This is a genomic window from Dactylosporangium sp. NPDC051485, assembly GCF_040682015.1.
Classification (GTDB): Bacteria; Actinomycetota; Actinomycetes; order Mycobacteriales; family Micromonosporaceae; genus Dactylosporangium.
Genome location: NZ_JBFAZW010000001.1, coordinates 137,565 through 152,382, shown reverse-complemented (window position 1 = coordinate 152,382; position 14,818 = coordinate 137,565). Strand labels below are relative to the sequence as shown.

Annotated in this window: 15 protein-coding genes and 1 pseudogene; 11 read left to right on the top strand and 5 right to left on the bottom strand. The window is 71.8% G+C overall.

Going from position 1 to position 14,818, the window contains the following annotated elements; all coding sequences use genetic code 11:
* Positions 1-96: 96 nt before the first annotated feature.
* The 3 genes and pseudogenes from AB0M46_RS00680 to AB0M46_RS00670 form a co-directional block, all read left to right on the top strand.
* Positions 97-1,386: pseudogene (locus AB0M46_RS00680) on the top strand (IS4 family transposase); the annotation flags it as partial.
* Positions 1,387-2,089: 703 nt separating this feature from the next.
* On the top strand, positions 2,090-2,437 hold the full coding sequence (locus tag AB0M46_RS00675; protein WP_363332050.1) for a hypothetical protein: 348 nt from the start codon (positions 2,090-2,092) through the stop codon (positions 2,435-2,437).
* Positions 2,438-2,556: 119 nt separating this feature from the next.
* Positions 2,557-2,691, top strand: a complete 135-nt coding sequence (locus tag AB0M46_RS00670; protein ID WP_363332049.1) for a hypothetical protein — start codon at positions 2,557-2,559, stop codon at positions 2,689-2,691.
* A gap of 30 nt (positions 2,692-2,721) precedes the next feature.
* Here AB0M46_RS00670 and serA read toward each other — a convergent pair whose 3' ends face one another.
* Positions 2,722-3,918: a phosphoglycerate dehydrogenase gene (gene serA, locus AB0M46_RS00665; protein WP_363332048.1), complete on the bottom strand. Its 1,197-nt coding sequence runs from the start codon at positions 3,916-3,918 to the stop codon at positions 2,722-2,724.
* A gap of 49 nt (positions 3,919-3,967) precedes the next feature.
* The gene (locus AB0M46_RS00660) at positions 3,968-4,162 is read right to left on the bottom strand and encodes a hypothetical protein (RefSeq protein ID WP_363332047.1); all 195 of its coding nucleotides are present in this window, start codon (positions 4,160-4,162) and stop codon (positions 3,968-3,970) included.
* A gap of 20 nt (positions 4,163-4,182) precedes the next feature.
* Between AB0M46_RS00660 and AB0M46_RS00655 the strand changes: the two genes are divergently transcribed.
* The 6 genes from AB0M46_RS00655 to AB0M46_RS00630 all read left to right on the top strand — a co-directional run bounded on the left by AB0M46_RS00655 (position 4,183) and on the right by AB0M46_RS00630 (position 10,261).
* Positions 4,183-4,809, top strand: coding sequence for a hypothetical protein (locus AB0M46_RS00655; RefSeq protein ID WP_363332046.1), 627 nt, complete (start codon positions 4,183-4,185; stop codon positions 4,807-4,809).
* A 63-nt stretch (positions 4,810-4,872) separates the two neighbouring features.
* Positions 4,873-5,550, top strand: a complete 678-nt coding sequence (locus AB0M46_RS00650) for a hypothetical protein (protein WP_363332045.1) — start codon at positions 4,873-4,875, stop codon at positions 5,548-5,550.
* Positions 5,551-5,575: 25 nt separating this feature from the next.
* Positions 5,576-6,250 carry a GNAT family N-acetyltransferase gene (locus tag AB0M46_RS00645; protein ID WP_363332044.1) on the top strand — a complete coding sequence of 225 codons (675 nt, stop codon included), beginning with the start codon at positions 5,576-5,578 and terminating at the stop codon, positions 6,248-6,250.
* Positions 6,251-6,417: 167 nt separating this feature from the next.
* A complete protein-coding gene (locus AB0M46_RS00640; protein ID WP_363332043.1) occupies positions 6,418-7,650 on the top strand; it encodes an EAL domain-containing protein in 1,233 nt (410 codons plus the stop codon).
* Between the two features lie 29 nt (positions 7,651-7,679).
* Positions 7,680-8,876 (top strand): HDOD domain-containing protein, encoded by a 1,197-nt coding sequence (locus AB0M46_RS00635; protein ID WP_363332042.1) that lies wholly within the window; start codon positions 7,680-7,682, stop codon positions 8,874-8,876.
* A 2-nt stretch (positions 8,877-8,878) separates the two neighbouring features.
* Positions 8,879-10,261, top strand: a complete 1,383-nt coding sequence (locus AB0M46_RS00630; RefSeq protein ID WP_363332041.1) for a GGDEF domain-containing protein — start codon at positions 8,879-8,881, stop codon at positions 10,259-10,261.
* Here the strand turns inward: AB0M46_RS00630 and AB0M46_RS00625 are convergent.
* Positions 10,233-10,454, bottom strand: a complete 222-nt coding sequence (locus tag AB0M46_RS00625; RefSeq protein WP_363332040.1) for a hypothetical protein — start codon at positions 10,452-10,454, stop codon at positions 10,233-10,235. The genes AB0M46_RS00630 and AB0M46_RS00625 overlap by 29 nt on opposite strands.
* A gap of 4 nt (positions 10,455-10,458) precedes the next feature.
* Positions 10,459-11,706, bottom strand: coding sequence for an MFS transporter (locus tag AB0M46_RS00620; RefSeq protein ID WP_363332039.1), 1,248 nt, complete (start codon positions 11,704-11,706; stop codon positions 10,459-10,461).
* A gap of 86 nt (positions 11,707-11,792) precedes the next feature.
* Between AB0M46_RS00620 and AB0M46_RS00615 the strand changes: the two genes are divergently transcribed.
* Positions 11,793-12,728, top strand: a complete 936-nt coding sequence (locus tag AB0M46_RS00615) for a phosphatase PAP2 family protein (protein ID WP_363332038.1) — start codon at positions 11,793-11,795, stop codon at positions 12,726-12,728.
* Here the strand turns inward: AB0M46_RS00615 and AB0M46_RS00610 are convergent.
* On the bottom strand, positions 12,706-14,436 hold the full coding sequence (locus AB0M46_RS00610) for an ABC transporter substrate-binding protein (RefSeq protein ID WP_363332036.1): 1,731 nt from the start codon (positions 14,434-14,436) through the stop codon (positions 12,706-12,708). The two genes, AB0M46_RS00615 and AB0M46_RS00610, sit on opposite strands and share 23 nt — an antisense overlap.
* A gap of 148 nt (positions 14,437-14,584) precedes the next feature.
* Between AB0M46_RS00610 and AB0M46_RS00605 the strand changes: the two genes are divergently transcribed.
* Complete coding sequence (locus AB0M46_RS00605; protein WP_363332035.1) at positions 14,585-14,782, top strand: hypothetical protein; 198 nt, start codon at positions 14,585-14,587, stop codon at positions 14,780-14,782.
* The last annotated feature ends 36 nt before the right edge of the window (positions 14,783-14,818 follow it).

Genomic DNA, 14,818 nt, shown 5'->3' with positions numbered 1-14,818 from the left:
GCCCCACGCTCAATGCCGCGTAGCTTAATTTGATCTTGGTGGTGTTCCGGCGTGTTGGGGTGACATTGACGGCGATGCCGGTTTGGATCGCGGGTCATGACCTCGGATGTGGTGGACCGGCCGGTGGTGCGTCCTGACCAGGTCACATTGGGTGTGTTGATCTCGCAGGTGCCGCGGGATGCGGTAGATGACGCGGTCGCGGTGTGCGGGGTGCGGGAGCAACGGGCGGATGGCAAGCTCCCGGCGCACGTCACGGCGTATCTGACCCTTGCGCTGGCGTTGTTCCCCGATGATGACTATGAAGAGGTCGCGGCCAGGGTGACCGGGTCCCTCGACGGGTTCGGGGTGTGGAACGCGGGCTGGGCGGTGCCGACCTCCAGCGCGGTCACGCAGGCCCGTAAACGGCTGGGCCGTGACGTGTTCGCGGAGTTGTTCGAGCGCACGTGCGGGCCGGTCGCGGGCCGGGCCGGCCCGGCCGCTGCGGCGTCGGCGCTGGGTGCGGCGCGGGGCTCGTTCCTGCGCTCGTGGCGGCTCCTGGCCATCGACGGGTTCGAGGTCGACGTGCCGGACACACCCGCGAACGGCGCCGAGTTCGGCTATGGCAGCAACGGTGAGCGGCAGTCGTCATTCCCGAAGGCGCGGGTCGTCGCCCTGGCCGAGTGCGGCACCCACGCGTTCGTCGCTGCGGCCATCGGCGGGCACAACGAGGCGGAGAAGACCCTCGCGGCCAGGTTGTATCCGCGGCTGCGCGGCGACGAACTGCTGACCGCCGACCGCGGTTTCTACTCCTGGCAGGCCTGGAAGGCCGCTCAGGCCACCGGCGCGCAACTGGTGTGGCGGGCGCCGACGAATCTGGACCTGCCCGTCATCAAAGTCCTGCCCGACGGCACCTACCTCAGCGTGCTGATCAAACCCGAGATCCGGTTCATCCCGCGCCGGGAACGACTCCTGGCCGCCGCCCGCGCCGCCACCGATCTGCACAACCTCGACACCATCCCGCACGCCTTCAACCAAGCCGGTGAACCGATCGCGCACCTGGTCCGGGTCATCGAATACGACATCCCCGACCGCACCGGCAACGGCCACCACGAACTGATCGCCCTGACCACCACCATCCTCGACCCCGCCGACGCCCGCGCCGACGAACTCGCCGCCGCCTACCACCAGCGCTGGGAACAAGAAACCAGCCACGACCAGCTCAAAACCCACCTCCGCGGCCCCGGCCGCATCCTGCGCTCCCGGCTCCCCGACCTCGTCCACCAGGAAATCTGGGCCTACCTCATCGTCCACCACGCGATCACCGCCCTGATCGCCCAAGCCTCCGCCGCCGCCGACCTCGACCCAGACCGAATCTCCTTCACCCAAACCCTGCGCCTGATCCGCCGCACCGCCACCGGAACCGCCGCCATTCCCCCCTCAGGACTGGACCGACAGACTCCCCCACCACCTCAACACCATCGCCGGACTCCGCATCCCACCACGCCGTGAACGGACCTGCCCCCGCGCCATCAAACGCGTCCGGCACTGCCACTACCGCCTCAAACAACCCGGCGAACCAGCCAGCACCCACCACGACAAACCAGCCACCATCCGCCACCACCCACTCACAACAAGATCAACTTAAGCTACGCGGCATTGTCCCCACGCTCGATGCCGCTCATGTTCCCGACGGAACTGCTCCCTTGCCGGACAGTACCGCCGAGACCTGGTCCGGTCACGCATGGCAGCCAATTCCGTGCGACTGAAGAATGACAACTGCCCCATGTATTGATTATCCCCGACCTCGCCCAGAATCACCGCCCCGAACGGTAACGACAATGTCAAATGGTGCACGCTCATGCCGCGATGAGGGTGCGCTCACCGTCGCGCTGTTACGCCGGGCTCCAAGGCAACCTCCGGTTGGCGGCGCCACCCAAGCCGGTGGCGGGACCGGATCGTCGAGAATGGACAATAGGTTACCTTCGTAAAACTCTCTGCAGAGAATTCTAGGGAATTCGTCGAAAGGTTTGGGAAGTTCGAGGATGTCAACAAGGACAAGGCTGCCGTTGGCAGATGGTCAGCGAGCGGGTTCAACGACAGGAGTTTGTTCGTGCCGATGACACTGACCACCGAAGATCTGGGCGATGTACCGGATGTGAACGCAGCGACGCTGGACGAGCTGCTCGCATCGGACGCGTTCGGCAAGTTCGCCGCTCTCAGTGCGTCCGATGAGGAGTTCATCCAGGCCAGCAACGAATGGGAGCCGGGCGCGGCGTGTGCGGCCTTCATGCAGGCCCATGGTTCTGACCCATGGGTGATGGAATACCGCGAGCGCGGTCAGCAGTTCCGTGCCGAGGGGCAGGTCACGCTGGAACAGGTGCGGCAGGCGTTCCAGTCGTACCTGCTCGGCGGGTCGGAGTGGCGCACGGCGTTCGCCTGGAGCGAGATAGCACTGTAGGCGGGTCTGGCGTGGGGCAATCCGACGATCTGACGCGCGCGTGGTGTGATCTTACGATGTGGTGGTGGAGCCACTGAAGATGCTGGAAACGCGGCCGGGCTCGCACTCGCTGCTGCTGAATGCCCGGGAGCACGGCCGGCGACGAGGTCGCGGAGGAGCTCGGCCATGAGCCGAACGGCTACTTCTGGGAGGGGGTCGCCGCGTTGCTCGCCGCCACTGAGGCGCCCGAGCTGGAGGGATATCCGGCACCTTAGGCGCCGGATATCCCGGGGAATGACCGGTTGTCAGGACAGGACGCGGACCTGGACCGTCGTGGCCATCTCGGCCAGCTGGGTCAGGATCTCCTGCGGGTAGTCGATGGCGATGTCGGTGAGCAGGTAGCCGTATTCGCCGCGGGTGGCCAGGATCTGGCCCTCCACGTTTACCTTGTGGCCGGCGAAGATGCTGTTCACCTCGGCCAGCACGCCCGGGACGTTGTGGTGCAGCAGGGCGATGCGGTGCGTCTCCGGCAGCTGCTGCAGGTTGAGGGACGGCAGGTTGACGCTGAGCGTCGTGGAGCCCTCCGCGACGTACTTGTGCAGCTTCTCGGCGACGAACGAGCCGATGTCGGACTGCGCCTCCTCGGTCGAGCCGCCGATGTGCGGGGTGAGGATGACGTTGGGCAGGCCGCGCAGGGAGGAGACGAACTCGTCGCCCTTGCCCTTGGGCTCCTTCGGGAACACGTCGACGGCGGCGCCCGCGAGGTGACCGTTGTCGAGGTGGCGGCGCAGGGCCTCGTGGTCGATGACGAAGCCGCGGCTGAGGTTCAGGAAGATGCTGTTCGGGCGCATCCTCGCGAACTGCTCCTCGCCGAAGAAGCCGCTGTTGCCCGGCCGGCCGTCGACGTGCAGGGTGACGATGTCGGAGAGCTCGAGCAGCTCGTCGAGGGAGTTGCAGCGCACGGCGTTGCCCAGCGCGAGCTTCTCGCTGGTGTCGTGGAAGTACACCCGCAGGCCCAGGTTCTCGGCGAGGACCGACAGCTGCGTGCCGATGTTGCCGTAGCCCACGATGCCGAGGGACCGGCCGCGGATCTCGTGCGAGCCCACCGCGTCCTTGTTCCAGACGCCGTTGTGCATGTCGGCGTTCTTCTCGGTGAGCCGCCGGGTGAGCGCGATGATCTCGGCGATGGCCAGCTCCACCACGCTGCGGGTGTTGGAGAACGGCGCGTTGAACACGGCGATGCCGGACTCGGCGGCGGTGCGCAGGTCGATCTGGTCGGTGCCGATGCAGAAGGCGCCGATGGCGCGTAGGTGCGAGGCGGAGGCCAGGGCATTGGCGGTGACCTGGGTCTTGGATCGGATGCCCAGCAGGTGTACCCCGTCGAGCTTCGCGATGAGCTCCTCCTCGTCGAGGGCGCGGCCGATCGTCTCGACCTCGTAGCCCTCGGAGCGCATCCGCTCGACCGCGATCGGGTGGATGTTTTCGAGGAACAGGACCCGCATCGGGTCTCCCTGGGAAGTGAGTGGCAGCACAGCACCACCCTATGTGACCTCAGGGGCTACTGGTACGTGAGCCGCGACTCGTCACCGCCGGCCCCGCGGAATCGTGCCGCTCCCGCAGCTTGGCCCGCACCTCCTCGGGCGTGTAGGCGCGCCGCCGCCGCTCCGCCCGGGCGACCATGACACCCGTCGCGGCCACGCCGACGACACCCGCCAGCCCCACGACCTTCCACCACTTGATCCGCATGAGGCCCTAGGGTAGTCCCGGTGATGGTCGATCTCGATGAGGCCGTGCAGATGACACGCACGGGTGACCTGTGGGTGTTCCGCGGCCGCACCGCCGCCGACCGGGCGATCCAGACGCTGACCAACAGCCCGGTCAACCACGTCGGCATGGCGGTCGTCCTCGACGACATGCCGCCGCTGATGTGGCATGCCGAGCTCGGCAAGTCCCTGCCCGACCTGTGGGCCGGCACCCACCAGCGCGGGGTGCAGCTGCACGACCTGCGCGACGCGGTGCTCGTCTGGGGCCGCCGCTACGGCCAGCGGGCCTGGCTGCGCCAGCTGTTCCCGGAGGCCGGGCCGGCGATGGAGGACGCGGCGCTGCGCACCGTCGCCCGCCTCGACGGCACCCCGTTCCCGTCGACCGCCCGGCTGGCCGGCCGCTGGTTCAAGGGCCGCCTGCCCCACCTGCGCGAGCAGGCCTCCGGCACGCTGGAGACCGCCTACTGCGCCGAGGTGGTGGCCGTCACCTACGAGGAGATGGGACTGCTGGCCCGGGGCCGGCGGGCGAACTGGTACGACCCGGGCAAGTTCTGGAGCGGCGACGACCTGGAGCTGCAGGGTGGCGCCCGGCTCGGCGAGGAGATTGCCGTGCGGCTGCAGGCGGCCTGACGTACAAAAGTCTGGCCGTTCGGGTGTGCGCAGTCGGCGAACGGGCCGGGGTAGCTTTCTCGCGTGACCGAGCAGCCCCACCAGCCCCTCGACCACTTGGCCGAGCCGGTGCCCGATGCCGAGGCCGTCACGCAGCCCCTGCCCCCGCCGACGGACCTCGGCGTCGGGGCCGCCGCCCAGCCGCTGCCCCCGCCGGCGGACCTCGGCGTCAAGGCCGCCGCCCAGCCGCTGCTGCCCGAGCCGGCGGACCTCGACCTCGGGGCCGCCACCCAGCCGCTGCCGCCCCCGCCGCCGAAAGAGCACCCGGTGCACCGCCCGCCGGTCGGGCTGATCGCCGCCCTCGCGATCGGCGTCGTCGTCGCGGTCGCCGTGGTGATCGTGCTCCTCGGCCGGATCGGCAAGGAGCCGGCGGCGGCGGCCGAGACCCCGCCGCAGCGGTTCCCCTCGCCGCAGGCGCTGGTGGAGTACCTCGACCGCCACGGACTGTCGTGCGACTCCTACGAGGCCCTCGACGACGCCAGCGATGCGTTCGGCCGGGGTCGCTGCGTCGCCGGCGGCGCGACGGTGGGCGTGGGCGTCTACGAGGCGCACGCCGAGGTCGAGGCCGAGTGGAAGACCCTGGCCGGGTCCCGTGACCGGCTGTTCATGGCGCTCGGGGACAACTGGGCCGTGGACGGGCCGGCCGACTGGACCAGGCGCGTCGCCGAGGCGCTCAACGCGCAGTACCGTGCCCAACCTTGATCTGCCCAAGCCCTAATATGCCCTAGTGCTCGATCGGTTCCTGCGTGTGTGGCTCGGAAGCTGGCCGTCCTCTGGGGGAGTGCTCGTCGTCGGCAGCCCGCAGCGGGAGAAACCGCGGTGGGACGGCGGGGAGCAGCGGGCGCTCGGCGTGACCGACGCGGCCGGCAACGGGGTGCTGTCGGTGCCGCCGGCCAGCCGCGAGGCGGTCGCCGCGCTCGTCGCCGGCCTCGCACCCGCAGAGCTCGAGGCGGCCCTCGCGGCCGAGCTGCCCGGCCTCGTCGGACGGCCCGAGCAGCACTGCTTCACCGGCGTCTTCCGCTGGACCGAGGCCCCGGCCGACCTGCCCGACGCCGGGGCGTGGGAGCCCTCCGACGGGCCGGGCCTGCCGGACTGGCTGCGGCCGTTCCCCGGGGAGGTGCTCGTCGCGCGGGAGCCGGGCACGGGGGAGTACCTGGCCGGCGTCGGGCTCAAGCCGCACGACCCGACCGGCATCGAGATCTCGGTCGGCACCGCCGAGCAGGCCCGCGGGCGGGGGCTGGCCCGGCGGCTCGTGGCCCGGGCGGCCCGGCGGATCGTGGGTGCCGGTGCGGTACCGACATATCTGCACGACCCCGCGAACACCGCCAGCGCCCACGTGGCCGTCGCCTCCGGCTTCCCCGACCTCGGGTGGAAGATCCACGCCCTCGCCGGCGCCGCCTGAGCCGCGACAACGCACCCGCGGAAATCCGCAAAGCAGGCGCGGCAACGCACCCGCGGAAGTCCGCAAAGCAGGCGCGGCAACGCACCCGCGGAAGTCCGCAACAGCAGGCCCGGCAACGCACCCGCGAAATCCCGCAGATCCGCGCAGGGCGCGACGATGTGTGCGGTATGTTCCCCGCTTCCGGTGCCGTGCACGTCGGCCGCCAGCCGATCTTCGACCGAGACGGCGACGTCCACGGCTACGAGCTGCTGTTCCGCGGCGACGCGGCCGCGGTCGACGCCGATGAGCGGGGCGCGTACGCCACCAGCCGGGTCCTGATCACCGCCTTCACCGAGATCGGCATCGAGCCGCTGTGCGGCGGCGCGCTGTGCTTCGTGAACCTGACCCGGGAGTTCCTGGTCGGCGACCTGCCGCTGCCGTTCGACGCCGAGCAGGTGGTGCTCGAGATCCTGGAGACGGTCGAGATCGACGACGAGGTCGTGTCCGCGGTCGAGGGCCTGGTCCGCCAGGGGTACCGCATCGCGCTGGACGACTACGTCTTCGGCCTCGGCCACGAGCCGCTGCTGGAGCTCGCCGCCTACGTGAAGATCGACGTGCTGGAGACCGGGCCCGACGCGCTCGTCGCGACGGCGCAGCGCTGCCGCAAGTACGCCGGCGTGAAGATGGTCGCCGAACGACTCGAGACGCCGGAGCAGCTCGCGCAGGCCCGGGCGCTGGGGTTCGACTACTTCCAGGGTTACGTGCTCGGCCGCCCGCAGGTGGTCAGCGCCGCCGCCCTGTCGCCGTCGAGGCTGGCCCGGGTCGAGCTGCTGAGCCTGCTGGTCGGGCCGAGCATCCCGCTGGCGCGGGTGGTCGGCCTCGTCACCAGCGACCCGGCGCTCAGCCTGCGGCTCATGGCCGCGGCCAACGCCGACTCCCTCGGTCTGCCGGTCAGGGTCTCCTCGGTGCACGAGGCGGTGCTGCTGCTCGGCGTCGGCCGGCTGCGCGACTGGGCCACCCTGATGCTGGTCAGCGACCTCGACGGCCCCGGCGACCCCGGCACCCACCAGCTGTCGGCGGCGATCACCCGGGCCCGGATGTGCCAGAACATCGCCTGGCGGATGGACCTGCCGCCCGAGGCCGCGTTCACCGTCGGGCTCGTCTCCGCCGTGGCCGAGCTGCTCGGGCAGGGCGCCGCCGAGCTGGCCGTGCGCCTCTCGCTCAGCGCCGAGGTGACCGAGGCCCTGGTCGCCGGGGCCGGGCCGCTCGGCGAACTGCTGTCCCTCGTCGCCGCCTACGAGGCGTCCGACCTGCCGATGCTGCTGGCCGCCCCGCTGCCGGTCGAGGACACCGCGCGGGCGTACCTCGACGCCGTGGCCTACACCGGGCAGATCATCGCCCCGCGGGCCCGCCCGGCTTGAATCGCCGTTCTCGCGGCCGATAACCAGACGTGGACAGCTCACGCCCCGTGTACATCGGCCGCCAGGCGCTGTACGACGACAAGCGCCAATTGGCGGCCTACGAGCTGTTGTTCCGCGACGGCCCGCACGCCGACCGCGCGAGCGCGCGCGACAGCGTCGCCACCAGCCGCGTCATCGTCGAGGCGTTCACCGCCTTCGGTATCGAGGAGCTGGTCGGCGACCGGGGCTGCTTCATCAACCTGACCCGGGAGTTCCTCGTCGGCGAGCTGCCGCTGCCGTTCCCGCCGGGCCGGGCCGGCCTGGAGGTCATGAGCGGGATGGAGATCGACGACGAGGTGGTCGAGGGCGCCGCGGCGCTGGCCGGGCAGGGCCATCGGCTCGCCATCGACGGCTTCACCGGCGACCCGGCCGCGGCCCGGCTGCTGCCGCACGCGCACTACGTGAAGATCGACATGCGGGCCGGCGACCGGCAGGCCATCGCCCGGCTGGCCGACCAGTGCCGGCGGGTCCCGCGCATCCGCCTCGTCGCCCAGCGCATCGAGACGAGCGAGCAGCTGGAGCTGGCCCACCGGCTGCGTTTCCAGCTCTTTCAGGGCCACCAGCTCGCCCGCCCCCACCTCGTCACCACGCACGCCCTGAGCCCGATCCGGCTGGCCCGCATCCGGCTGCTCACCGAGCTGTCCGCCGAGGAGATCGACCTGGACCGGGCGGTGGCCACCATCGAGCGCGACCCGGCCCTGGCGATCCGCATCCTGCGCGGGGTGAACAACGCGGCCAACGGCCTCAGGCAGCCCGTCTCGTCGATCTTCCAGGCGGTCGTACTGCTCGGGGTCCCCCAGGTGCGCCAGTGGGCGACGCTCATGGTGGCGGCCGACCTCGCAGACGGCGACGAGTCCCTGCTCAGCGACATCGTCGTGCGGGCCCGCATGTGCCAGACCGTGGCCGAGCGCCGGGGCTGCGGCGATGGCGCCACCGCGTTCACCGCCGGACTGCTCAGCGCCATCGGCGAGCTGCTCGGCGGGCCGGCCGGCGCGCTCACCGAGCACCTCGCGCTCACCGCCGACGTCGCCGAGGCCGTCGCGCACGGCCGCGGCGAGCTGGGCGCCGTCCTGCGCGACGTGCAGGCCTACCAGCGTGGCGTCGGCATCGACCTGCGCGGCGAACTGCTGGCCGCGCTCAGCTGGACCAACGCCTCGCTCGCCGAGCCCGAGCCGGCGTCGCGCTGACCATGCGGCTCTACCTCGCGGCAGTGGCCGCGCTCGTCGCGCTCTTCTTCGCCGTGCCCGACGGCACCTGGTGGCAGGCCGGCGTGCAGGTGTTCACCGGCTGGCTGGTGGCGTGCGTCCTGCTGCGCCGCCGCCTGTGGAGCTTCGGCATCGGGGTGGCCGCCAACGCCGGCGGCATCCTCTACGAGACCTACCAGCTGCACGTCCACCACGCCTACGCCTCGCCGTCGTGGCAGGACGCCGGCTACCTGGCGCTCTACCCGGCGGTCGCGCTCGGCCTCCTGCGGATCATCCGGCGGCGCAGCGAGGCCCGCGACTGGAGCGCGATCCTCGACGCCGCCACCGTCTCCGTCGGCCTCGGCCTGCTCGCCTGGGTCTTCATGGTCAGCCCGGCCCTGGCCGGCTCCGGGGCCGACCCGCTGGCCGTCGCGGTCGCCGTCGCCTACCCGGCCGGTGACGTGCTCGTGCTGGCCGTGCTGGCCCGGCTGCTCTTCGGGGCGGGCGCCCGCACCCGGTCCTTCTGGCTGCTCAGCGCGGCCATGATGCTGTGCCTGGCGGCCGACGCGGCCTGGGCCGTGGTCAACACGCTGGGGGTGGAGCCCAACCGCTTCGAGCACCGGCTGCTCGGCGCCGCGTACCTGGTCGCGTACGCGCTCATCGGGCTCGCCGCGCTCGATCCCTCTGCCGGGCGCACGACCGAGGTCACCCGCGGCCGCCGCCGGCTCGGCGCCGCCCGGCTCGCGCTGCTCACCGCGGCCTCGCTCATCGCCCCGGTGCTGCTGCTCGGCGAGATCGCGGCCGGCGACCTGCACGACGCGCTGCCGATCGCGCTGAGCTGGATCGCGCTGTTCCTGCTCGTGGTGCTGCGGATGATGCTGCTGCTGCGGGAGCTGGAGGCGCAGACCCGACGGGTCAGCGAGCTGTCTCTCACCGACGAGCTGACCGGCCTGCCCAACCGCCGCGCCTGGAACGCCGAGCTGCCGGCCGCGGTCGAGCGGGCCCGCCGCGCCGGCTCCGGCCTCACCGTGGTCATGATCGACCTGGACCATTTCAAGCGGTACAACGACGAGCACGGCCACCCGGCCGGCGACCGGCTGCTCAAGTCGGCCGCCGCGGCCTGGAGCGGGGTGCTGCGCCGCAGCGACACCCTGGCCCGCTACGGCGGGGAGGAGTTCGTGGCCCTGCTGCCGGGCGCCGACCCGCTGCCGATCGTGCGGCGGCTCATGGCCGTCACGCCGCTCGCGCAGACCTTCTCGGCCGGCGTGGCGCGCTGGGACGGCCGGGAGACCTCCGACGAGCTGCTGGCCCGCGCCGACGGGGCCCTCTACGAGGCCAAGCGCGCGGGCCGCAACCGGTTCAGCGAGGCTGGAGCTCTCGCCGGCTGACGCCCAGGTAGACGCGGTGGTCGCGGTGGTCGATCCGCTCGACGGTGTTGATGTCGACCTTGAGCAGGGCGCCGTCGTCGCCGGCGACGAGCACCTGCCGGCCGTCGTACGTCCGCCGGTCGATCGCGCCGACCTCGCCGTCGGTCGCCTCCACCGTGTAGCCCACGAGCCCCATGTCCGACCGCCCCCTCACCCGCTCAACGCTCGGTATACCCATCGGGGTGCGTTTCCTCCCATGCGTGGCCTGTCGCCGCGTTCCGTGCGAACCGGAAGATGATGACAGATGCCGCGATCAGCCCGAGCACGATCATGGCGATCGCGCTCAGCAGCAGCGTGCCGGCCGCGCCCACGGCGGCGACCAGCGGCCCGCCGGCGGCCGTGCCGAGCGGCACCGCGATCACGGTGACCGAGCCGAACGCGGCCAGCACCCGGGGGAGCCGGTCGGCCGGGGTGGTGGCCTGGAACAGCGCCATGACCGTCGAGAGGTACGGCGACCAGCACAGCCCCGCGACCGCGAACGCCGGCAGGGCGAGCGCGGGCGGGGCGCCCAGCCCGAGCGGGAGCATGGCGGCCCCGAACGCGACCACGATTCCGGTCATCGCCGGCCACAGGGGGAGCCGCCCCAGCTGCGCGGCCGCGAGCCCGCCGACGACCGCCCCGACGCCGAAGGCCGTGTAGTAGACGCCGAGCAGGGTGGCCGGGGCGTGCAGGTCCTCGGCGACGTGGATCGGCATCGCGGTGTAGAAGGGGCCGAAGAGCAGGAAGAAGGCGAACGACAGCGCCAGCAGTGCCCGCTGGGTGCGGCTGCCCGTCGCGGGCCGGTCCGGCGTCCGCTCCGGCCTCTTGGCCTCCGCCGGCATGGCCCAGCGGTAGGTGACGGCCAGCAGCGCGAAGCTGGCCGCGTCCAGGGCGAGGACGACGGCCGCGCCCGTCCACCCGATCAGCAGGCCGGCCACGGGCGGGCCGACGATCGTGGCGAACTCGGCGATGGCGCCCAGCACGCCGTTGGCCGCCAGGTGGTGCTCCTTAGGCAGGACCTCGGCGATCAGGGTGTAGCGGCCGGCGGAGCCCCACGCGGCCAGCAGCGAGGAGACGCCCAGCAGGGCGACGTAGAGCCACGGCGGCAGGGCGCCGGCCGCGTACGCGATCGCGACGGCGCCCAGGCCGGCCGCGCGCAGGATGGCGTTCCAGCCGGCGAGCTGGGCACCCGGGCGGTGGCGCAGGAAGCGGCCGAGGGCGATGCCGCCGAGGGCGCTCGGCAGGGAGTACGCCGCGACCGCCGCCGCCACCCAGGCGCCGCGCTGGTCCTCGGGGGCCAGCTGCAGGGCCAGCCAGCCGACGGCGACGATCGACATGCCGTCGCCGAGCGCGGACACGGCGATCCCCGGCAGGACGCGCCGCAGCACCGGGTGGCCGAGGACCGGACGATAGGGGGCGAGGAGCATGGGGGTCAGCAGAGCTCATGCGGTACCGATGCGGCAATGAAAATCGCGGTGAGCGCAATTCGCGGCCGTGGGCTATCTTGCCAGCCATGCGTGCGTGGCCCATCGGGCTTGGATTGTGGCTGCTGCTCGTCGCGGCCGTGGAGGCGGCCGCCTTCGTCGCCGTGTGGCGGTTCTTCGTGCACAGCGAGCACGGTCAATTACTGGACTTCGTCGCGATCACCGGCAACAGCATCGGCCGGGTCCGGGTCGCCTCCCTCGTGCACACCACCCTCAACGGCCTCTCCGCCGTGTCGCTGGGCGCCGCCACCATCGCGATCGGCTTCATCGCCCTGGCCCGCCGCCGGGTCGCCCTCGCCGCCGGCGCACTGCTGCTCATCGCCGGGTCGAACGTCACCACGCAGGCGTGCAAGGCGCTGATCTACCGCCCGGAGCTCGGCGTCGACATCGAGCGCGTCGGCGCGGGCAACAGCCTGCCGAGCGGCCACACCACGATCGCCGCCTCCGTCGCCGCGGCCCTGGTCCTGGTCGTGCCGGCGAAGGCCCGCGGCGCGGCGGCCCTCCTCGGCGCCCTGTTCGCCTCGCTGGCCGGCGCCGCCACCCTCTCCGCCGGCTGGCACCGCCCGAGCGACGCGGTGGCCGCGCTGCTGGTCGTCGGCGCCTGGGCCGCCGCCGCGAGCCTGCTCATCATCGTGGCCCAGCGCCGCCACGGCGCCGTGACCTACGGCCCGGCCAGCAAATACACGACGGTCTTCCTGGCCTTAGTCTCCCTCGGCCTGCTGCTGGGCGCCGCGATCTGCATGCGGCTGACCGACGACGTCCTCACCTGGGCGGTGGACGACCTGAGCCGGCGGCGCCTCTTCGTCGCGTACGCCGGGGGCGCACTCGGCATCGCCGGCACCGCCGGGCTGGTGATCGCCTCGGTGCTGGCGACGGTGCACCGGGTGGTGCCGAGCGTCGTGCGGTCCTCGGATCCGGACGGCGACGAGGAGCCCACGACCGTCAGCCTACGCCCAGCGCGGTGACGTCCCATGTGCCGTAGAACTGGTTGACGAACACGTTCGTGAGGCGCGGGTTGCGATAGTTGAGCACCTTGTCGTACGTCAGCGGCAGCATCGAGGCGTTGTCCATCACCTCGGCGTTGATCTGCTGCCAGATCCCCGCCGCCCGGGTGCCGTCCTCGACGGAGCGCACCTGGTCGAGCTGCTGGTTGATCAGCGGATCGTCGAGCTCGGCGTAGTTGTTGTTGCCGCTGGGCAGGATCTGCCGTCCGTCGATGAGCGTCGGGTAGAACCCGTACCCGGTCGGGAAGTCGGCCGACCACGCCGAGAGGATGATGCCGTACCCCTTCTTGTGCACGTTGTCCGGGCTGCCCACGACCGATCGGGCGTACATCGACGGGTCCGACGGGTCGATCCGCGCCTTGATCCCGACCTGCGCCAGCGACGCCTGCACCGCCTCCGCGGTCTTCATCGCCTTGGGGCTGGCGGTGGCCGCGATCACCGTGTCGAACCCGTCCGGCCTGCCGCAGCGCTGCAACTCGTCGCGGGCCTTGTCGGGCTGCGGCTTGCCGCTCCTGGTCTGGTACGGGTCGAGCCCCTGGTCGTACCCGGCGATCCCCGGCGGCAGCATCCCGCCCGCGATCTCGCCACCGGCCACGGTGCCGCCGCGGGCCGTCTGCACTGCGCCCTTGTCCACGGCGTACTGCACCGCCCGCCGGCAGTGCACGTCGTCGAACGGCGCCACCCGGGTGCTCAGCGCCGCGTACTGCACGAAGCCGGTCGTCGGCTCGTCCGCGTGCGCCTTCAGCCCAGGGTTCAGCAGCACCTTCGCCTGGACCGCCGACTGCACCCCGCCCTGCCCGGCGTCCATGTCGAGCGTGCCGTCGAGCAGCTGCCGGTCGATCTCGCCCGGGTCGGTCCCGATCGTCAGCTCGATCCGGTCGGGCAGCGCCCGCCGCACCTGATCCGTCCCCCGGTCCCACGCGTCGTTGCGCACCCAGACGACCTTCTTGCCGGGGTCGATGCTCTCGAACCGGTACGGCCCCGACGAGGCCGGCTTGTCCCCGTAGCGCTCCCCGGTGTCCAGCCGCTGCGGCAGCGGCGCCGCCACCCCCATCGCCAGCAGGTACGGGAAGTCGGCGAACGGCTCGGCCAGCCGGAACACGATCGTCCGGTCGTCCGGCGTGGAGATCGACCGCAGCCCGTCCTTCGACGCGTACGGCCCCGGGTAGTGCTGCCCCTGATCCAGCCGGTCGATCAGGTACGTTGGCCCGCCCGACAGCGTGTCCTGCGCGAAGAGCCGCTCGATGCCGTACCGCACGTCCTGCGCCCGGATCGCGCTGCCGTCCTCGAACCGCACCCCGTCCCGCAGCCGGAACGTGTACGTCAGCCCGTCCGCCGACACGTCCGGCAGCGCCTCGGCCAGGTCCGGCTGCAGCACCCGCCCGTCCGCGCCGGGCGCGGCCGCCGGCGTGAGCAACGTCCGCACGTACAGCCGCTGCAGGTTGTACACCGCGTTGATGTACGACCTGGTCGGATCCCACGAGTCCACGTCGTTGGCGCTGGCCAGCCGCAACGTGCCGCCGGCCACGTCCGAGGGGTTGACGACCCCGCTGAGGCCGGCGTCGAACCCGCCGGACCCGGATCCTTCGCCACCGTCGTGGTCCTTGGCGGCGCATCCGCCCAGGACGAGCGCCAGACCGAGGACCGCACCACACCAGGTAATCTTCACCTCACTGAGCGTAGTTCTGTCGGTCCTCGCCCTGCGGCGGGTCGCCGGAACTCGGCGGTGTGCCGGTGTCGCTACTCGGCGCGGTGGCGGGCGTTTTCGGCACGGTGGCGGACGTTTGGGGAAGCGCGGGGGTGGATATCCGTCTTGTATGGCGACCACAGATCACACCGGCGTTCCCCGGGTGGACGACGCCGTCGATATCGACACGATCCGGGACGAGGCGGAGGAGATCGCGGTTCCGGCGTTCGACTACATCGCGCAGCCCATCGACGCGGTGGTCGACGGGCTGATCGGGCACGGGCACGACGAGGACCGGGACACCGAGAACACCCAGGTCGACGAGTAGCCCTGAGCCACTGGTACAACGGGCCACTCGGGGGCG